The sequence below is a fragment of the Mycobacterium sp. PSTR-4-N genome, assembly GCF_022348085.1.
Taxonomy (GTDB): Bacteria; Actinomycetota; Actinomycetes; order Mycobacteriales; family Mycobacteriaceae; genus Mycobacterium.
On the sequence record NZ_JAKRFN010000008.1, the window covers coordinates 1 to 19,403 of the forward strand.

Genomic DNA, 19,403 nt, shown 5'->3' on the forward strand with positions numbered 1-19,403 from the left:
CGGCGACTCCTACCGCATGAAGGACGCCAAACACCGGAAGGAGCAGCCCAAGCCAACCTAGGAACTACCGCACGGGGCGGATACTTTTATCTGGCCACCAGCGGATACTTCGACTTGGCCATTGACATCCGCCAGTTCAAAGTTCGAGAATTTCGCAACGGCGGGATAGAGCTTTCTCCGGTCATTGGTCACGTCTAGTACCCACCAGTCATCCTCGTGCCTCAGGCGGTACGTCTGGTCATCGGACTTGAAGACGGCGTCTTCCTTTCCCTCGTCGACAATGACCGATGGATTCCACATCCCCGCCCACGCCGTCCATGTGAGCCAATCGATCCGCAATCGCGAAAAGTCGCGCATAGCCAACTCGCTACTTCGACAGCGGGAAGGCGGGGCGACCTTCGGGATCGGAGAAACTCTCTTTCAATACTCTGAGTGGCACTGACATCCAGTGCGAGGTTCGTACGAGATTGGCGACGTCGGAGATATCCGAAGTGGCGGCCATGACATTCTCTCCGTCCGGGTCCACGAGCCGTGACTGGCCGGACTCAGGTAGTTCGATGCAGAAGCATCGGGCAACCTGATCGGCACGAATGGGTATTCTCAGACGTGGCAGATGCATTCGGCTTCGTCTGTCCGAGCCAAACAAGCCCCAGAAGAAACGTTCGGCGACATCCAAGTTCCTCGCACTCAAAAGGTGCTGCTCGCCGCCCGTACGGCTCGCATTGGTGATATCAATCCAACCTGGTCTAACCACACTGGCTCGAATGTAGTATTTTTCCTCGCCGCCTTGGTTGAAGAATCGTATGGGCTCTCCGTAACCGTCTGGCTTCCAACTGAATCCGGATTCAGCAGCCCATGTCACGAGGTCTAGCGAGATTTCCATCGCGGTCATTCAAGAGCCTGGGTGGGACCCATGCCGACGTTGACGAGTCGTTCGATCTCCTCCACCGGCTTCGCCATCAGGTGGCTGAAGATCGTTGCATTTACGGTAGACAGAGCCGCAGTTCCTGCATCGCCCGAGAGCTCGACGAAGCCCAGTCGTACCTCTGTGGCCTTGACTGACGGCGAATAGCCCAATTTGTAGAGATCGGTTCCCAACGGGCCTGACGCTAGATCGCTTCGTAAGGAGGTCGCCCAATCCCAGATCAAGTACTTCTCCGCAAGTTCAAAACTCGAAAACTTCGCAGCAGCGGGATAGAACTTTCCGCGATCGTTCGTCACGTCGAGTACCCACCACTCGCCGTCGTGCTGCAGATGACACGTCTGGTCGTCGGACTTGAAGACTGCGTCTTCATTGCCGTCCTCGGCGACAACCGACGGATTCGACATTCCGGCCCAAGTAGTCCATGTGAGCCAATTGGCGCGTAATCGCGAGAAGCTGGCCATCGCTACCTTCTTTGCGGCACGTCGGGGTGACGGGGATGCGGGGCAATGTATCGGCTGCTGGTATCGGCGATTGCGGCGATGCGCTCAGAGCTGAAGTTGTCACTGGAGGCTCGCCGGTTGAAGGGAGTGGGCGACAGGGCGGCTACCGTGACGGCGGAAGTGGGCTGCGCATCGCTCATGCCTCGGTATGTGATTCCCGGGAGCGCGGGTAAGCGGGAGATCTGATCAACCAGATCGACACTCATGAGGATGTCTTCGCGATCGCCGCGACGGTGGCAGCCGCTGCGCGATTGATCACTTCAGTATCGCTTCCCTCGCCGTGCGCAATCAACCCGGAGCAGAAGCTCCTGAGCGCATCATGCGGGTATTCCCCCAGTGATTGTTTCGGAGTGCAACCGCCGACGTCCCACTTGCAGGCGTGGGGAACCGATAGTCCCTGTCCCACGCGCACACGCTCGCGCAGTGACGCAGAGATCTGCTCTACACCCAGATATTTCTCTGTCATCGCGTATAGCGGCCTGCTTTTAAGAGAGGTGCGCCGACCTCACTGAGGTACGACTCTCGCAGCTCTTCGTTGCTGAAGTGTAAGAAGTGGGACAGCGGTATCAGGACTAACAAGCTTCCTGGCTCACCACGAGCTGCGGCCACGACAGCTCCGGTAGGGTTTTGAGACAGGTAGCGGAATCTGTCTGCATCTAGTTCTGTCAACGAATAGCCCTCGGCCACGTCATCGTGGGAGAACGGCAGCATCAAGAAGTCCAATCCCGCATCATCGCGAACCGTCTGGCCGAAGACGTGAGTCAAGTAGCGCTCCAGGGCGTCTCTAGAAGAAGCGCGAAGATCGAACGTTTCCGAACGACCCCTGCTGGCCCTTGTCAGAAGCCAACCATCATCACCGCCTCTAACTACGTAACTTGTTTCGTCGCCCGTTGAGCTGAGAACCAAGGCCTCCCCATGAGACGCCGGTTCGAAGCCCGCCCTGTGCGCCCACTCAATCAGATCGTCGGAGAGTTCAGGTGCTGTCATCGGAGTATTCCCAACTGCTTCAAAGCCGGTATACGTACTGCTTCGCCAAGATCGTCGATTACGAGCAATTGAAGCGCACCGCCATCTCTCGCGAAAGCAGGTGCTACCTGGGAGATCTCGAGCGTCCATCCCTCTGGCAGGGTGCCCATCATGGTGTATGCAGCATACGGCTGAGAGAGGCTGAAGATCGGCAACGAGCGTTCCTCGAAGGTCGCCGGGACGCCATCGGGCATGACAGCCAGGTAGTCACCGTCGATCCTGCCGATACGGTCCACCAACAAGGTGTGGTCGCTCGCTCCGTAATCGCGTAGGAGCGCGTCCAGTGATTCGTAAACAACCCTCGTTCCCGGCACCGCTCCCGCGTTGGGTGGCCAATTCTGATGATGGTCACCGTCGGGCCCGACCTTGTCATACCGCGATTCGTATTGTTCCTGCGTCAGGGCATTTCCATCCGCATCACGGCCCCAAGGGGCCGACGGGTCTGAAATCAGGTCCCGCACTTCCCGGTGCATGTCCGATGGATAATCTCCATAGGTCCAATAGTCATCAAGCGGGTGTTGACCGTACTCAGGGTTTAGGCCCTCGTCGGCTCGGCGGTGCCAGCCTGGGCCGGAGTCTTCGGCTGAATGAATTGGGTCGACCGGCGAGGATGTTGCGTCGGTCCGTCCGTCGATCGCATGGCCGTCACTGTCAGTGCCGTCTCGTGTTGTGGTGCCCTCGGGGGCATAGCTACTGGATCGGTCGCGCGGGTCGACCTGTTCCGCAGACGCATCCGAAGTACGGTCTGGTTCTCGGATGTTCTGCGGAGGCTCGGTGGTCTTGGTCCCTTCAAGCTTTTCGGGGTCGTGTTCCTTTGCGCGAAAATCCCCGTGATGTGAAGGGGAGTGTTGTCCGATCCCGGTATCTGGATCAGTTCGCGTTGGTTGGTGGGCCTCTGGGGATGGGGCCTGATGAATTCGGTTTACTTCTGCCGATGTGTCCGGTCGTGGCGACATAATTTTCGGCGTCGGATCGCTTGCGGTATGGGACGTTGCGTCCTGTGCCCGTGATGTACCCGCTTCACCCTTTGAACTGCCCGATTGGGCAGGGGTGCCGGATCGATCGGCATCAACTGACTGCTCCGCTGTCACTGCTCGGGTTTCGGCGCTGTACGGTACCTCCGTGCGAGGCGCCTCCGCGGGTGCCTTCCCGCCAACACTCGAACCCGGCTGTGCCTCCGGTACTTTGATGCCGTCGAGCTTCGAACCGACCTCGCTCGCTTTGGTGCTGATCCCTTCAGTCGCGGACGCAGCGCGCGTGCCAGCAGCCGCCGCGGCGTCTCGCGTACCAGCGCCAGCAACCCGTGCCTCGGCTCCCGCGACCCGCGCCTCGGCCGACGCCGCGCTGGCGGCGGGCCCTGCCTCGCCGGCGCCCGGAAGGAACATCGTCCCCACCTGCGCCACGTTGTACCCCAACGCACGGAACGGGTCGCCTTTCTCGACGTCCTCCCAGTCGACCAATTTCTTCGCGGCATCGAGACTGCCCTGCGGATCCGAGATCACCTTTTCCGCCAACAGCGCCGGATTGGTCAGCATCGCAGTCGAATCCGCGAGCCCCTTCCATGTGTCCAATGCACCCTGCGGGTCATAGGCAAACCGCATCGGGTCGAGTCCCTGCAGCCCCTCCGCCGTGACGCCGAGGAACTTCAGTCCACCCGCCGGCAGGCCGGTCAATGCCTTGAAGTCCTGCGACAGCGCGGTGCCGACATCTTCGCCGAACACGTCGACAAACTCCTTGGTGGCCCAACTCTGCAGCGAAGTCGTCGCCGTGTCCAGAAGATTCATGCTCTGGCTGAACAAGGTTCGGGCGGCATCGGCCTGCCGCTTCATGTTGGCCAGCACAGTCTTGATCTCGTCGGCGACCTCCTGGACCTTCTGCCAGGGGTTCTCCCCGCTGAAGATGTCACCCAACGCGTCCAAGACCCCACTGATGCTCAGCTGGTGAAGCAGCCCTCGGATCGCGTTCTGCGTCGCTTCCACATTCGCTGCGAAGGTATCGACTTGCGCGGCCAAGTCCTTTGCCTGCGCGGCAATATCAGCCAGCCCGCTGCTGATCTGCGCTGTCGCATCGCCCATGTGTCCGGCTTCGGGGATCTGCTGCCCCGCCAGCGCCGTACCCGCGGCCCCGACAGGCTCGGCCACCGCGCCGATCGAGGCGCCGAACGATCGCCACGCCGCCGCAGCCGCGCGCATCTCTGAGGGGTTGCCGTCGGGCCACACATCCCCGACGAACGACTCGACGATCGTCCACAACAGCGGTTCCGCGACACCGCTGCCCATCGGCGGGGGCATCGACGGTGCGGTGAATGCGTCGGGCGCGGAGGGCTGTGGGATGGACGTTTCTCCGCCGCCCACGGTGGACGCGGCGTTTGCTCGTTCGTAGTTGACCGCCGACATCTGCACGCCGAAACCCGCCTTGCGACAGGCATTCACGGCCGATGCCGCGGCATCCAGCAATGACTGTCCTGCCTGTGTGTAGCTCTGCCCGAAGAGCGCGCCGGCGGCATCGTGTCCGAACATGGCCCCCGCGCCCGACAGCGCCGTCGACAGCGTGTGCGCCGCGGTGGCGACCGTGACGCCGTCAGTCGCGACGGCTGAGCCGATGCCGGCCAGAGCGGCGGGGTCGACGGTGATCGGAGCCGTCACCGATCACTCCCACATACGCAGATTCATCTGGGCCGTCGAGGAGTAGTTCTGGTGCGCTCCCTCGGCGATCGCGCGCAGGCGCGCCAGTGCCTCGCGCATCTCGCCCGCGCCCTCGTCCCACCGGGCTTGCGCAGCACGCTCCGCCTCACCGGCGTCGCCCTGCCACGACGTGCCCAACCGCGCCACACTGCTCGCAATCTGCGCCAAGTGCTTGTCGAGCTCGGAGTCGAACGCCGACATGCGATCCACCGCGGCCAGCAGCGCGGCGGGGTCCACGCTGAACGCGCTCATCACAGAACAACCCCAGAAATGTCGTCGCCCGACGTGGCGTCGGTCGCGGAGTACCGCTCGGCTGCGTCCTGCAGCAGGCTCGACATCCGGGTGAGCCCCTCGATCACCTGGGCCGCGCCCTCGTGCCAGTCCCGCCACACCGCGCCATAGGCCGTCGCCGCGTCCCCGGACCACCCGGCACCCAACGCATCGGAGATGTCGGCGTCGAGGCTGCCAAGCCCTGACTTCAACGACTGCGCCAGAGTGTCGAGCTCGCTCGACACGGCGACGAGTTCCGACGTCGAAACCTGCAGGCGCGACAAATCGACGACTCCTTCGATGCGGATCAGAATTCCCCCGATCAGCCTACGACGACGGCGAGGGGGGTCCGGCCGCTGATTTCCGCTGGCCGGCTCGGCATCCGCAGCAAAGAAAGCAGGCCGACGAACCCGATGACGGGGGGATTCCCCGATTCCTCCTTTCCGATACGGCAGTACCGTCAAAATGTCAGATCAGGACTTGTCGCTGCAGAAACCGGGGTGGGTCATGAAGCGTTTTGCCGTTTTGCTCGGAGCTCTGCTCATCACGCCGTCTGCGGGTATGGCGAACGCATCGACGGCCCTGCTTCTCGGCGGTAAGGGCATCTACGCCGAGCTGAGCGACGAGCAGATGGAGAACGCGTTCGGCGGGTACTTCGCCGAGTACGACCGCCGCGTCAATGTCCCCTTCCCCGGCAAGGAGTTCTACTCCTCGGTCAAGGTCGGCACCGAGAACCTCTACAACGCCGTCTACGACCCGCAGTACGCCGGACCCAAGACCATCGGCGGCGTCTCCGAAGGCGCCCCCGCCGTCATGGAGGTGCTGCGCCGCCTCGAAGCCGACCGCGCGAACACCACCGATGGCAAGGAACCGCCGCCGCCCTCGGAACTCAACGTCGCCATCTACGGCTCGCCGAGCGACCACTGGACCGGCAAGCTGGCTGGCCTGCCGGTGCCCGTCACGCCGTACAACATCATCATCGTCAGCGCCGAGTACGACGGCATCGCCGACTTCCCGGACAACCCGTGGAACATGCTCGCCGTGTCCAACGCGATCATGGGCGCGGCGATCCTGCACGTGAAGCAGTCCGAGTTCGACATCCGCAACCTCGACACCTACTACACCGTCGAGACCAACGAGGCCGGCGGGACGACCACCACCATTCTCATCCCGACCGAGGTGCTCCCGATCCTGCAGCCCATGGTCGCGTTCAAGTTCGATCCCGACTTCGTCGCCAAGCTCGACGCCAAGCTGCGGCCCAAGATTGACAAGGCCTACGACCGGCCCGAGATGGAGTACGGCATCCCGGACACCCTGACCGGTCCGCCGGGACCCAAGCCGACGGTTGCGCGCGTCGAGGCCGCCGTCGCTGATGAGGAGCCAACCGCCGAGCCGACGTCCACGGCCATGAAACGTTCTGCCACGTCGTGGAAGGAGTCGGCTGCCGAACGCCGCGAGGAGCGTAAGCGCCTACGCGCCGAAGCCCGCGCGGAAAAGCAGGCAGCGAAGGATGATTCGGCCGAGGATGAGTTCGTCACGCGGCCCGGTAAGTCCGTTGAGAAGAACGACGCGAAGGACGACGACGGCGGCACGCAGAAACGTGTCGAGAGGCCCGAGCGCGCCGCGGCGACATCGTCGGCCGGCGCCACCGAGTAGCTGCAACAATCACCGCTGCATTGCCTCCAGCCGTGCGGTGGTCGTATCGAACAATGCATCGTCGATACGGAGGTCGATCCCGATCGCCGGGATCTCGAGCGGACCCGAACTGTGTTCGAGCAGGCGCGGCAGAGCGTCGACCACCTCGAGGTACTCCGTGATGAATTCGTCGAAACTCTGCACCGGTGTATTGAGAATCCGTGCGCACGCGGCGATCACGTCGATGTACCCCGACGGCGCGGACAGCGCGCGGCAGCGTTCGGACAGTTCCAGCAGGCGCACTTGATAGTCCATCAGGCGGTGCGCCGTGTGCTCGACGCCGTCCGGGTCGTGTTCGTCGGCGATCGCCACACAGGCGGGGAGGAAGCCGCCGAGCTGGTGGGTCGTAGACAGCATCTCGTCGATCAGGCCGAGCAGCACGTCCGCCAGCCGCGGCCCCGACGAGACGTGCATCCCGTCACCCGTCGTGAAACCCGAGCGACTGTCGCGCAACCTCGGCACCAATTCGGCGGTGCGCTGCTGCAGCACCGACCCGAACACCGCGAGCTGCCATGCGCGCGGCTTCTCTCTTTTCAGCGTCGCGAGCTCGACCGCCGAGCGCGCCCGCCGCGCGACCGGTCCGTCCGCGGACGGTGACTCCAGCACCGCACGCGTCGGCGCATCCCCGCCGGCTCCGTAGATGGCGCGGCTGTCGTCGAGCATCGTCCACCGGCGTTGCCGTTCGGCGCGCATCCACAGATCCTGCTCGCGTCGCTCCGTGAGGCGGCGCTGCTCCTCGGCCCGTCGCAGGGCTGCGCGCGACGCGTAGAACACCCCGGCGGCCACCGCTGCGACGGCGAGGGCGCCGACGATGAACCAGATGTACTTGGCGATCAATCCCACGACCATCAGCACGCCGAAGACACCGGCGATACCGCCGCCGCCTGACTCCCGCCGTGCTGCCATGGGCAGACGATACGAGTGGGCACCGACACGTGATCAGAAGTCGTTAGTGCTGCTCACCGGTCGCCGACTCTGTCGCTGATGCCGGGCCGTCCCCGGACATGGCCCCCCGCGCCAAAGTGGCTCAGCCGCAGCGTGATTTGCGATCGGCGGAGTGGGTAACTGTACGGTCGAGATGATGGACGTATACAACCTCGCCTTCGAGTGGACCGAGACCAACCGGCATTGGCTGGTCGAAGTCCCCATCCGGATCGTTGCCTACATCCTGGTCGTGCTGATCGCGCGCTACCTGCTGCACCGGATGATCGACCGCGCCGCCACCGGTCGGCATCCCAAGGCCCGCGCTGACGACGCGATCACCAAGAAGCCCCCGCTGCTGCGCGGCCTCCGTGACCGCGCGCCCTCCAGCGCCCGCAGCGCCGAGCGCCGTCAGCAGCGCGCTCAGACCATCGCCTCGGTGCTGAAGTCCAGCGTGTCGATCGTGTTGCTGATCTGGGTGGTGTTGGGCGTCCTCAACGTCCTCGGGGTGAACATCGCCCCGTTCATCGCCTCTGCCGGCGTCGTCGGCCTCGCCATCGGATTCGGCGCGCAGAATCTGGTTCGCGACTTCGTGACCGGCGTGTTCATGCTGCTGGAAGACCAGTACGGCGTCGGCGACACCGTCGACCTGGGTGACGCGGTCGGCGAGGTGGAGAGCGTTGGCCTGCGCGTCACCACTGTCCGCGACATCGACGGCACCCTCTGGTACGTCCGCAACGGCGAGATCGCCCGCGTCGGGAACATGAGCCAGGACTACGCCGTCGCCCGCATCGAGATCCCCGTGGCGCCGACCGCCGACGTCGAACGCGCCGAGAAGGTGGCCCTCGACGCCGCACACAGCGCCCTCGAGGACCCGAAGATCGCGGCCAAGGTGCTCGGCGAGCCCGAGATGCTCGGTGTGCAGGAGGTGCGATCCGACCAGGTCACGCTGCGGATGACGGTGAAGACCCGCCCCGGGGTCCAGTGGTCGGTCCAGCGCCGACTGCGCCGCGAGATCCTGCGCGCCTTCGACGCGAACGGCGTCGAGCTGCCGTTCGCCGCCGGACGACTGCTGGCCGCGGCCTCCGGCAACGAGTAGCCGTCACGCCAGCCGCCGGGCAACCTCCCCGTACCGCTCGAACCAGTCCCGGTCGGCCATAGCGTTGTAGAGCACCAACCGTGTCGCGACCCCGGCGTACTTCGCGGTCAGTGCCTCGGCGAGACCGTCCCACGTCGATTCCGTCGCGAACGCGGCGATGTGCTCGTCGCTGATCTGCGCGGCCATCCCGGCGTAGTCACCCGCCTTCTGCTTCTCGCGGATACGCGCCGTGGTGCCCTCGAACCCCGCCTCGTCGAAGATGAACGCGTAGTTGGGCGTGCTGCCGTAGAAGCTCAGGCTCGCCCGCACCAGCTCGCGTTCCCGTTGCCGCTGCTCGTCGGTGTCCCCGACGATCGTCAACACCGGAACGATGACGGCGACGTCGTCGGGGGAGCGGCCGGCCGCCTGCGCGCCGCGTGCCCGGTCCGGCAGCACGTGCCGCGCGAGGTAGCCCGGCTCGCCGAGCGGATGCACGTGGATGCCGTCGGCGACCTCGCCGGCCATCCGCAGCATCCACGGATTGACCGCGGCGACGTCGACCTTCGGGTCCGGCGCGTCGATCGGACCCGGGCTCCACTGCGGGGTGATGAAGTCCAGCTCGTAGAACTCGCCGTGGTGGTTCAGCGTCCCCGTTCGGAACGCCGAGAAGCATGCCTTGACGGCCAGCACGTAGTCCCGCAGCCGTGGCCCGGGATGCTCGAACTCGGCGCCGTAGCGCCGGACCACGTGCGTGCGGACCTGCGTGCCGAGGCCCAGCCGAAACGTCCCGCCGGCGGCCTCCTGCAGCTCCCACGCCGTCGCCGCGGTGACGAACGGGCTGCGCGGGAACGCCACGGCGACGCCGGTGGATATCTCGAGGCCCGGGGCGGCCTGCGCGGCGACCGCGGCATTGAGGTAGGCGGTGCGGCCCGTCTCGGTGAACAGCAGACCCGGGAACCCTGCAGCCTGGGTGCGCGTGGCCAGGTCGGCGACCTCACGCAGCGGCCGCGGCACCGTCATCGCATCGACCTGCACGGGGCGACCCTACGCCGCGAGACGCGCTCAGCGTGCGCTGCGGACCGCCAGGTAGTGGTGCGAGGTCGCCGTCCCCTCGACCAACTGCTCGACGCCGGCCTCGATCACCTGATCCTGGCTGGTGAGCCGGGTGTAGTGCTGATGCATGTGCTCACCCCACGAGCGCACCATGAACGTCTCCACGAACGTCCACTCCTCCTCGACGCTGCGGAACAGCCGCCACTGCGCCGCACCCGTGCGCTGCCGCGAACGCCCCAGTACCGCCATCGCGGCGATGAACCGATCCTCGTTCTCGGGGAGCACGCGGTAGGACGTCAGCACCAGCACCGGGCCATCCAGCGGCTCGGGCTCGAACACCAGCGTGGGTTCCGGCCAATGCGACGACGGCGTCAGATCCAGGTTCCCGGTGTTCGCATGCAGCGGCCACCACAGCGACGACAGCCCGCACACCAGCAGCAGACCCACGCTCACCAGCAAGCTGGTGACGCTGCTGGTGCCACCCGCCAGCACGCCCCAGACCACCGAGCCCAGCGCCTGCCCGCCCATGAAGATCAGCTGGTAGACCGACAGGCCGCGGGCCCGCACCCACGCCGGCAGGCTCAGCTGCATCGACGCGTTCAACGTCGACAAGGACAACAACCACGACGCGCCGCCCACCACCAGCGCCGCGAGCACGACGCCGAACACCGGCACCAGCGCGAGCACCGTCGTCGCCGCCGCGAAGCCGATCGCACCCAGCGTCAACAGCATGTTCGCGCCGAACCGTGACCGCAGCCGGGAGAGCACCAGCGCGCCCAGCAGGGCGCCGACACCGAGCGCGCCGAGCAGCAGCCCGTAGCCCGATGACGAGAGCCGCAGCTGGTCGGCGGCGATCACCGGCAGCAGCCCCCACAGTGCGCTCGCGGGGGCGATGAACAGGGCGGTCCGCAGCAGGATCCGCCGCACGATCGGCGAACTGCGGATGAAGCGACCGCCCGCGCTCAACGCCGCCATCGCCCGCTCCTGCGGATAGTCGTGCTGGACCGGGGGCCGGCGCCACCACAGCAGCACCGCGACGATCCCGATGAACGACACCGCGTTGAGCGCGAACACCAGCGTCGGCCCGGCCAGCGACACCAACGCGCCCGCGATCGCCGGCCCGATCGCCCTCGCGCCGTTCATGCTCATGCTGCCCAGCGCGGCCGCCGCGGGAATCTGTTGCGGAGGAACGAGGTCAGGCTGGATCGCCTGCCAGGCCGGCGCGGTGAGCGCCTGCCCGCAGCCGATCACGAACAGCACGATCAGCAGCACCGCGGGGGTGGTCAACCCGAACCCGGTCAACGTCGCCAGGAACGCCACCCCGGCGGCCATCGCGCCCTGCGTCGCGAGCAGCAGCCGGCGCCGGTCCACCAGGTCGGCGAGCACGCCCGACGGCAGCGCCAGCAGCATCACCGGCAAAGTCGTCGCGGTCTGCACCAGCGGCACCAGCACGTTGGCGCGTGGATCGTCGACGAGCATCCACTGCGCGCCGACGGTCTGCATCCACGTGCCGAGATTGGAGACCAACTGCGCGATCCACAGCGCGCGAAAGACCGGTGAGCGCAGTGGCGCCCACGTCGAACTCGTCACGTCGACAATTTTGCGTCGAGAACCGCCAGCGCGGACGGCACCGCCTTCTCGGGCAGCGGGGTGTTGTGTGCCGCGCCGAAGATGACACCGACCATCGCCCCGGCGATCACGCGCCGTTCGGCCTCGTCGGTCGGCTCGTCGAGCCGCTCGTCCAGCGCGTCGGTGATGAGGTCGATGAGCCTGATGAACTCCGCGTAGATCAACCCGTGCGCCTCGGGGATCTGATACAGCAGCCGGTGTCCGGCGATGTCGTTCTCCCTGTCCTCGTCGGACAGTCCGCCGAACACCTCGGAGACGGCGTGCTCGTAGGCGGCGATCGGGGTCAAGTGCCGCGGCGCGGCGAGAAACGCCGCGACGATCGACGGTGAGTGATCGTCGGAGATCAGCACCGCTTCCTTCACCCCGAAGTAGCGGTAGAACGTTCGCGGCGAGACCTGCGCAGCCTCGGCGATCTGCTCGACCGTGGTGGCGGCGAAGCCCTGCACGGTGAACAGCTCAAACGCCGCACGGCGGATCGCGCGGCGGGTCTGGGTTTTCTTGCGCTCCCTCAGCCCGAGCAGCTCGTCGGTCATTCGCCACCCATGACGCGCGCGGTGTACTCGAGGATCGGCTCACGCAGCGCCGTGACGTCGTCACCGCGGGTCAGCGCATTGGTCACCAGCGTCGACACCGCCGCGACCAGCGCTTGGCAGGCGAACTTCTGTGCGTCGTCGCCGGCGTCGAAGATCTGCGCGACCCCGGCGACGAACTCTTGCTGCATCTCTACGCGACGGCGCATCGCGTCGGGGCCCGCGGCGTAGACCTCGAGCAGATACAGCCGGGCGGTGACGGGATCGAGAGCGATGAAGCCCAGGTAGCGGTCCAGCATCACTGCGAAGCGCTCCATCGGGGTGCCGGCGACGGGCACCTCGCGGATCGCGTGGATGACGTGGCGCTGCATCCGCCCGTAGCCGGACATGAAGAGGTCCTGCTTGGAATCGAAGTGCTCGTAGAACGTGGCGCGGGAGACCTTGGCCTCCTTGATCACGTCGTCGACGGTGGTATTGGCGTACCCGTTGATCGACATCACCGCCGCGAGTGCCTTGAACAGGCGCTGCTTCTGGTGGGCCGCCACCTCTGCTCGGCTGAGGTTGTGGCGGCCGGCGGCGAGCCGCTCGGACACTGGGTCGCTCCCTTGTGGACTGTGTGCAGCATCGGCATGGGCTCAGCTGATGCGAGGGCCTACGCAGTATATGCAGGGGTTTTTCGAAGGCCCTCTCCGAGCGATTCCTTATGTTTCTCAGAAACGGCGATGTTTATGTACGATGCACATGGTTTCTCTCGTCGGGACTGTCGAGGCGCGCGCAGTGAGGGGTTGAGCGAAGCCTTGCGTAGTGACGCGCCGGTCCTGATGTCTGTTGATGGGGGAGCAGTGGCCTCGGGGCCGGCGCGCTCGCTCGTATTCTGGAGCGGTGCGGACACTCGGTCTGATCGGCGGCATGAGCTGGGTGAGTACAGCCCATTACTACCGGGTGATCAACGAGCTCGTGGCCGACCGCCTCGGAGGATTACATTCAGCGCGAGTCATTCTCGACTCCGTCGACTTCGCCGAGATCGAGGCACTCAAACTCGCCGGGGACTGGGACGGTGTCGCGGAGCGGCTGGCTGAGTCTGGCCGTCGCCTCGAGGCAGCCGGCGCTGATGCGCTCGTGCTATGCACCAACACCATGCATAATGTCGCATCGGCCATCGAGGTCGCCGTCACGGTCCCGTTCCTGCACATCGCCGACACGACCGCGCGTGCCGTCGCCGCGGCCGGGTTGACCCGCGTCGGACTGCTGGCGACGGCGTTCACGATGGAGGAGTCGTTCTACGTCTCGCGGTTCGCGTCGTTCGGTGTTTCCGTGGTGACGCCTGATGCCGAGGATCGCGCCGCGGTCAGTCAGATCATCTATGACGAGTTGTGCCACAACATCGTTCGCGATTCGTCGCGCGAGGTGTATCGCGATGTCGTCGGACGGATGGCCGGCGTGCAGGGCGTGATCCTGGGCTGCACCGAGGTCGAATTGCTGCTCGGTCCCGATGACGTTGCCGTGCCGGTGTTCCCGACGACGCTGCTGCACGCGCAGGCCGCGGTCGACTTCGCGCTCAGCGCGCCAGCGCCGGCAACTTCTGCTTCATCTGGTGACGCAGCTCGGTGAACTCCGCGATCGACCGCGTCGCCACCGTGGCCACCGGCCGGGCGTTGCGACCCGTCGCCTCGGTCTTGCTGACCATCACCACGCTGTCGATGTAGGGCTGGATCGTCGTTGCGTTCTGCACAGTCGCGACGATCACCAGCTGGAAGCCGAACTTGCGGAACGCTTGCAGCGCCTGCTGCGCGAACTGCGGATCCGACTTCGAGAACGCCTCGTCGAGCATCAGCTGCGCGAACACCGGCTTGTTGTCCGCGCTGTCGGGGCTCGCGAGGTTGAAGCTCAGCGCGCCGGCCAGACAGAACGCCATCAGCTTCTCCTGCTCGCCGCCCGAGTTGTCGCCGGCGTTGCTGTGCGTGCGGATCAGCTCGTCGGACGCGACATCCCACTCCGCGCAGTCGAACGTGAACCGGTTGCGCACGTCGAGTGCGTCGCGCGTCCACGCCTTGTCCTCCGGCGCCGTCGACGCCAGCCGATTGCGCAGCCGCAGGATGTCGGCGTACTGGTCGAGGATCGCCTGCTTGTCCCCGAGGCCCACCTCGGCGATGCGCCGGCTGATCGCGCGCACGATCTCGGTCAGCTCCGACACCGCGGTCAGGCTGCGCGGTGTGGCGCGCAGCGTCAGCCGGGTGCCGCGGTTGAACTCGACAGCGCCCAACCCGGTGTTGACGCGCTCGATCTGTTCGGCGATGCGGCGGGTTTCCTGTTCGGCCACCCGGTGCAGCGTCAGGATCGCGTCCGGGGCCTGCTCGGTGACCAGCCGCATCATCCGCTCGTAGGCCTCGGGCAGCTCACGCTCGTCGATGTGGCGGCACAGCGCGACATAGTCGTGCACGCGCTCATCGAAGTTGTCCGAGTCGTTCGGGATCGCGTCGGGGAACGCGGTGTCGAACGTGTTGAGGATGCGCGCGAGTTCGTCATAGGAGCGTCTGCGGCTCTCGCGGAGCTGCTCGCGCTCCTTCTTGATCGCTCCGAACAATGCGTCGCGGAACGGTTCCGGGTCGAGCAACTCGAGGCTGACGGGCAGCTGCGCGGAATAGCGGGTCAGCAGCTCGGTCAGCGGTTCACTGACGAACGCCGGCGACAGCCGCTCCTCCAGTTCCATCAGCCGGGTGCGGCGCGCATCCAGATCGTCACGGCGGGTCTGGATCGCGCCGCGGCGCGTCATCAACTTCTGTATCTGCGACCAACATTCGTCGGCGCGCGCATTGAGCGCCTCGATGTCCGGGTTGTCGGCCAGCAGCAACTCGTACTGTTCGCGCAACCGCTCGGCGTGGCCGTCGGCGGTCTCGGTGTCGATCTGGCTCCACTGCGGGAACTGCTCGCAGATCGCCTTGCACGCCGCCGCACGGTCGCGCCACTGCTGACGCTGCGCGGCGATGTCGTCGGCCGTGCGGCGCGCCTTCTGGTACGCCTCCTCGGCGGCGGCCAGGTCGACGGTGAGCGCGTTGATCTTCGCCGACACGTCACCCTGGTACAGGTACTCCGACTGCTTGAGCGGGCGCCGGTCGTCCTTGATCGCGAGCCGGTCGGAATCCTTGTACAGGCCGGTGTCGGTGACGGCACGTCGGAAGCGGGCGAAGACATCGGGGGTGTCGACGCAGACGTGATCGCCCGCCGCCGCGACGATGTCGACGGTCTCGGCGGCGCACGGATGCTGCGGGTCGACGGGGAAGAGCTTGCCCGCCAACGTGTTCGGCTCCGGGACGTCGGGTTCCGCACCCAGCATCTTCGCCCGCACGTGGTGCAGCGCCAGTCGGCCCCGCATGTTCGTCTCGTTGACGAACTGCAGCACCGCCGTCCAGTGCTGATCCGGCACCATCAGGCGCAACCCGACGCCGCGCAACACCTTCTCCACCGCGGTGCGCCACCGGGTCTGATCGGCACGCAGATCCATCAATTCGGCGACATAGGGCAACTCGGCAGCGTCCACCCCGACCGCGGCGCAGATCTGATCGCGCATCAGCAGCGCGAACTCGGGCAGTGCCGAACCGACGTGCTCGACGCGCTTGAGCTCCTTGGCGGCGTCGTCGCGCGTCATGCGCGCAGCCTTCTGCGCGTACTCGGCGTCGGTGGACGCCTCTCGATTACGCTCCACCTTGGCGAGCAGTTCGGTGGCCTGCTGCAGCAGCTCCTCGCGCAGATTCCAGAACTCGTCAGCGGTGTCGGGAACCTCGAGATCCTGCGCGGCGAGCATGTCCTCGTAGGCGGCGCGGCGGCGCTCGATCTGCTCGGCCTCGGTTTCGGCGGCCGTCACCTGGCTCTGTAGCGGCCCGATGTTGGCGCTGGTGCCGCTGATCTGCGCGTTGAGCGAATCCGCCTCGGCCTTGGCCAGATTCAGCGATCGGGTGACGTCCTCGTACTCGTTATCGAGCTGGTCGATCGTGGTGTCGAGCTGGGCGATCTGCGCCGGGCACTGCGCGAGCCGGACGTGATCGGTGTACGCGCGGACCATCGGCAGGTCGACGAGGTCGATGATGCCGAGATCGGTGGACTCCGACGCGTAGCGCTGCTGGATCTTCTCGATGTCACCGAGGATCTTGCGCTTACGCTGCACAACGGCCAGCAGTTCGCGGGCCTCCACCAGGGGATCGATCTGCTTGAGCGCCTCGGGAAGACGGGCCAGGCTGTCCGGCTCGTCGAGCATGAACTCCCGCACGAACTGCTCGAGCCCGCCGACGCTCTTGAGCGACTTCGCTTTACCGAGCAGCTGCTGGGCCGCGTCGGACGCGCGGATGCCGATGGTCGCGTACAGCTGCGCCAGATACTGCGATTCGACCTTGGTGGTGAACCGCCAGCCGTTGTCCTTGAACACGCCGGTGTCGAAACGGCCTGACGCCCAACGATTGCAGACGTCCTCGATGCCGAGATCGCCGTCGCCGAGCACGAACCGGCTCGACGAGTCGTTACGGGACTCGCCCGTCAGCCACTTGAGCACCAGGCCCGTCACCGTGCGTCCGGAGTCGCTGGCATAGGTGACTGCGACGGCCGACCAGGCGGTCCCGTCGCCGCGCAGGTACATCACCCGGCTGGTGCCGCCGTCGCTGCGCTGACCCCACGCGCCGCGCACGTACTTGTCCACGGTGCGCCGGCCCGCGCTCGACCCGGCCGCGGTGTTGTCGCCGGAGGCGTTGAAGTTGCGCCGGTTGAACGGCAGGAAGCCGAGCGAAATAGCATCCAGCAGTGACGATTTGCCGCTTCCCGAGGCGCCGGCGATCAATGCGCCGCCGTCGCTGAACGGGATCGAATGGTATCCGTCGAACACGCCCCAGTTGATGACCTGCAGCCGGGACAGGTGGAACTGCTCAGTCAAGATCTGTCTCCTGCGTGGTGGTTCCTCCGCGTGCGAGGATCTCGAACTGCTGCTGCAGCTCGGTGATCACACTGGCCGTCATCACCGCGGTGATCACCGGGCTGATCGTGTAGCTGTCCTCGTCGTCGCGACTGCGACGCAGGATCTCCAGGCCGGTGAGCCGGGCGATCGCCGCGTCGATGCGGCCGGCGAATGTGACTGCGTCGCGGTCGACGTCGTTGAGCACCCCGGAGAACAGACCGTGCATCTCCTCCCGCGAGATCAACACGCTCTGCCCGCCGGCGGCACGCATCATCTGGGCGAGGTGCAGGGCCAGGATCGAGTCGTAGGTGCCGAGTGGTTCACGGCGTAACAGCTTGATGCCCTTGGCGGATTCGTAGCGGGCCTGCTCGACAAACGCCACGTCTGTGCCGTCGACGATGCGCAGCAGCAGGTCGAGCTCCGACAGCCGGACCGAGAGCTGATTACGGTACTCGAGCACCCACGCGTAGATGTCGGCGTCGGACTCTGCGCTGATGTAGCGCCGGGTGAGCAGGTGCTGCAACGCCCAGCAGGCGCGGTCGGGCAGCTCGGAGACGTCACCGTCGAACCGCGGTCGGCGCTGGTGAGGCGGCCGGGCGGTCTGGTCGACCTGCGGTAGCGACGAGAAGTCGATGTCGGCGTCGGTGCTCACGGGGCCACTCCCACGGTGATCGGTTCGGTGAAAGTCACGTCAGGAACGGCGATCTCGCGGTCTCGACCGTCCAGAGACCGGAACCGCACCGTGGTGGACTCTTTCACGGCTTCGTGCGGTTGCTTGAGCGCCCAGGACCAGAGCACGATGACGTGACCGAGGTACGCGTTGTCGAGTTTGGCGACCGCGTCGGGCAGCGAGAGCGGCAGCGCGTCGTTGATCATCTCCGCCATCGCGGCCGCGTCGACCTGGGTCGTCAGCGCGGCGAAGCTGGCGAGGTCGACGTCGCCGTCGGCCGGTTTGGCCGGCTGCGGAGTGGACAGGTCGCCGATCTTGAAGCTGAGCGCGCCAACGGAGCTGATCGCGTGCCGGGCCAGCGGCAGCTCGAGATCGAGCCGGGAATCGGTGAGCGAGGTCTTGAGCAGCGTGCGCGCGGCGCCGATGGCCTCGTTCAGCTGACGGGCGATGCCGCGGCTCTGCTCCAGCGTGCCGAACGCGGTGAACCGCTTGACCCGCTGCGCGCACCGCTGCTGGATGCGTTCGACCTCGTCGATCTGCTGGCCGACCAGCTCGAAGAAGCCGGCCATCACCCGGCGCAGCGCCGGGTCGAGATGCGGCAGCGCCCCCGCGACTGCGGCGACGTCGGCCTCGAACTCGGCCCGCTGGTCGGGATCGTTGATCATGCGCAGGAACGCGCGGTGGCTGTCGCGGCCCTGCGAGTCCCACGCCGCCTGGTAGTCGGCGTACATCTGCCGCTGCCGGTCCCGGTAGGCGAGGTTGCTGTCGATCGGCTCGTCGAGCGCGGCGGTGGCCTGCTCGATCATCGTGCCGTACTGGCCGATGTCGGTGATCAGGCGTTCCATCTGCAGCGCGATCGCGCGGGCCTCGTCGTAGGCGTCGGTGACATCCGGTTCGGGCCGCTCCCCGGCCTCCAGTTCGTCGAGCTCGCGACGCAGCGCGTCGATCTCGGCCTCGATGCTCTTGCGGATGCGGGCGGGATCATTGCCGACCTTGATCGCGACCTGCTTGAGCCGGCCGGCGATTCCGGTGATCGACCCGCCCGTGGCGATCGTGTCCTGCCGTCGCATCCCGCGCAGGAAGTCCAGCGCGCGCCGGGCGTCCTGGGTCAGATAGCAGACGTTCTGGTCGGTGCGTTCGTCGACGATGCGGTGCAGCCAGCCCTGGCTGGCCCACGACTTGACCAGGGCGAGGCCGGGCTGATCGTCGCCGAGGTCGGTCAGATCCCGCTCGAGGCGAACCACCAGATCGGTCTCGGCGACCACGCCGCCGCTCAGGTGCCGGTCCATCAACGTCGCGTAGAGGCTCAGGTTGGTGGCCGACAGCAGCCGCAGGGTCGGGGATGCCTGCAGCTCGCGGTTGCGCTCGAGCAGATCGGCCGCCGACAGCTGGTCGTCCACGCACCCTCCCTCTCCGTCTCGCTCCGGCGTCTGGCCGGAGGCCCCAACATAGGCCACGGCGCGGACACCGCCGCCGTCCGCGG

18 protein-coding genes are annotated in these 19,403 nt (G+C 66.2%); 4 read left to right on the plus strand and 14 right to left on the minus strand.

Annotation, left to right across the window (positions count from 1 at the left end; all coding sequences use genetic code 11):
• The coding region (locus MHN84_RS13175) for a hypothetical protein (protein ID WP_241205002.1) at positions 1-198 on the plus strand (198 nt) is incomplete at its 5' end.
• A 169-nt stretch (positions 199-367) separates the two neighbouring features.
• Here MHN84_RS13175 and MHN84_RS13180 read toward each other — a convergent pair.
• The 6 genes from MHN84_RS13180 to MHN84_RS13200 form a co-directional block, all read right to left on the minus strand.
• The gene (locus MHN84_RS13180) at positions 368-892 is read right to left on the minus strand and encodes an Imm61 family immunity protein (protein WP_241205003.1); all 525 of its coding nucleotides are present in this window, start codon (positions 890-892) and stop codon (positions 368-370) included.
• Positions 889-1,386: a hypothetical protein gene (locus MHN84_RS13185; RefSeq protein ID WP_241205004.1), complete on the minus strand. Its 498-nt coding sequence runs from the start codon at positions 1,384-1,386 to the stop codon at positions 889-891. The genes MHN84_RS13180 and MHN84_RS13185 overlap by 4 nt, the downstream gene beginning before the upstream one ends.
• Positions 1,387-1,887: 501 nt before the next feature.
• Positions 1,888-2,412: an Imm61 family immunity protein gene (locus MHN84_RS29980; RefSeq protein ID WP_374238363.1), complete on the minus strand. Its 525-nt coding sequence runs from the start codon at positions 2,410-2,412 to the stop codon at positions 1,888-1,890.
• On the minus strand, positions 2,409-5,096 hold the full coding sequence (locus MHN84_RS29865) for a glycohydrolase toxin TNT-related protein (RefSeq protein ID WP_241205005.1): 2,688 nt from the start codon (positions 5,094-5,096) through the stop codon (positions 2,409-2,411). Before MHN84_RS29865 ends, MHN84_RS29980 begins: the two co-directional genes overlap by 4 nt.
• 3 nt (positions 5,097-5,099) lie before the next feature.
• On the minus strand, positions 5,100-5,387 hold the full coding sequence (locus MHN84_RS13195; RefSeq protein WP_241205006.1) for a WXG100 family type VII secretion target: 288 nt from the start codon (positions 5,385-5,387) through the stop codon (positions 5,100-5,102).
• On the minus strand, positions 5,387-5,689 hold the full coding sequence (locus MHN84_RS13200) for a WXG100 family type VII secretion target (protein ID WP_241205007.1): 303 nt from the start codon (positions 5,687-5,689) through the stop codon (positions 5,387-5,389). Before MHN84_RS13200 ends, MHN84_RS13195 begins: the two co-directional genes overlap by 1 nt.
• A 223-nt stretch (positions 5,690-5,912) precedes the next feature.
• On the opposite strand from MHN84_RS13200, the gene MHN84_RS13205 reads away from it, so the two are divergent.
• Positions 5,913-7,061, plus strand: coding sequence for a PE-PPE domain-containing protein (locus MHN84_RS13205; RefSeq protein WP_241205008.1), 1,149 nt, complete (start codon positions 5,913-5,915; stop codon positions 7,059-7,061).
• 9 nt (positions 7,062-7,070) lie between these two features.
• Here the strand turns inward: MHN84_RS13205 and MHN84_RS13210 are convergent, their stop codons facing one another.
• Positions 7,071-8,006, minus strand: a complete 936-nt coding sequence (locus MHN84_RS13210; RefSeq protein WP_241205009.1) for a hypothetical protein — start codon at positions 8,004-8,006, stop codon at positions 7,071-7,073.
• A 175-nt stretch (positions 8,007-8,181) separates the two neighbouring features.
• On the opposite strand from MHN84_RS13210, the gene MHN84_RS13215 reads away from it, so the two are divergent.
• Complete coding sequence (locus MHN84_RS13215) at positions 8,182-9,120, plus strand: mechanosensitive ion channel family protein (RefSeq protein ID WP_241205010.1); 939 nt, start codon at positions 8,182-8,184, stop codon at positions 9,118-9,120.
• A 3-nt stretch (positions 9,121-9,123) separates the two neighbouring features.
• Here the strand turns inward: MHN84_RS13215 and MHN84_RS13220 are convergent, their stop codons facing one another.
• From MHN84_RS13220 to MHN84_RS13235, 4 genes are read right to left on the minus strand one after another with little or no spacing between them, the layout of a single operon-like run.
• Complete coding sequence (locus MHN84_RS13220) at positions 9,124-10,134, minus strand: TIGR03617 family F420-dependent LLM class oxidoreductase (RefSeq protein ID WP_241205011.1); 1,011 nt, start codon at positions 10,132-10,134, stop codon at positions 9,124-9,126.
• Positions 10,135-10,161: 27 nt separating this feature from the next.
• Positions 10,162-11,742 carry an MFS transporter gene (locus MHN84_RS13225; protein WP_241205012.1) on the minus strand — a complete coding sequence of 527 codons (1,581 nt, stop codon included), beginning with the start codon at positions 11,740-11,742 and terminating at the stop codon, positions 10,162-10,164.
• Complete coding sequence (locus MHN84_RS13230; RefSeq protein WP_241205013.1) at positions 11,739-12,314, minus strand: TetR/AcrR family transcriptional regulator; 576 nt, start codon at positions 12,312-12,314, stop codon at positions 11,739-11,741. The genes MHN84_RS13225 and MHN84_RS13230 overlap by 4 nt, the downstream gene beginning before the upstream one ends.
• Positions 12,311-12,904 (minus strand): TetR/AcrR family transcriptional regulator, encoded by a 594-nt coding sequence (locus MHN84_RS13235; protein ID WP_241205014.1) that lies wholly within the window; start codon positions 12,902-12,904, stop codon positions 12,311-12,313. The genes MHN84_RS13230 and MHN84_RS13235 overlap by 4 nt, the downstream gene beginning before the upstream one ends.
• A gap of 289 nt (positions 12,905-13,193) precedes the next feature.
• Between MHN84_RS13235 and MHN84_RS13240 the strand changes: the two genes are divergently transcribed.
• Positions 13,194-13,922, plus strand: a complete 729-nt coding sequence (locus tag MHN84_RS13240; protein ID WP_241205015.1) for an aspartate/glutamate racemase family protein — start codon at positions 13,194-13,196, stop codon at positions 13,920-13,922.
• Here MHN84_RS13240 and MHN84_RS13245 read toward each other — a convergent pair.
• Genes MHN84_RS13245 through MHN84_RS13255 form a run of 3 tightly spaced genes read right to left on the minus strand, consistent with a single transcriptional unit; the run spans position 13,870 to position 19,320 of the window.
• On the minus strand, positions 13,870-17,229 hold the full coding sequence (locus MHN84_RS13245; protein ID WP_241205016.1) for an ATP-binding protein: 3,360 nt from the start codon (positions 17,227-17,229) through the stop codon (positions 13,870-13,872). The two genes, MHN84_RS13240 and MHN84_RS13245, sit on opposite strands and share 53 nt — an antisense overlap.
• Complete coding sequence (locus MHN84_RS13250; RefSeq protein ID WP_241205017.1) at positions 17,222-17,902, minus strand: DUF4194 domain-containing protein; 681 nt, start codon at positions 17,900-17,902, stop codon at positions 17,222-17,224. The genes MHN84_RS13245 and MHN84_RS13250 overlap by 8 nt, the downstream gene beginning before the upstream one ends.
• The gene (locus tag MHN84_RS13255; RefSeq protein WP_241205018.1) at positions 17,899-19,320 is read right to left on the minus strand and encodes a DUF3375 domain-containing protein; all 1,422 of its coding nucleotides are present in this window, start codon (positions 19,318-19,320) and stop codon (positions 17,899-17,901) included. The genes MHN84_RS13250 and MHN84_RS13255 overlap by 4 nt, the downstream gene beginning before the upstream one ends.
• Positions 19,321-19,403: the final 83 nt, after the last annotated feature.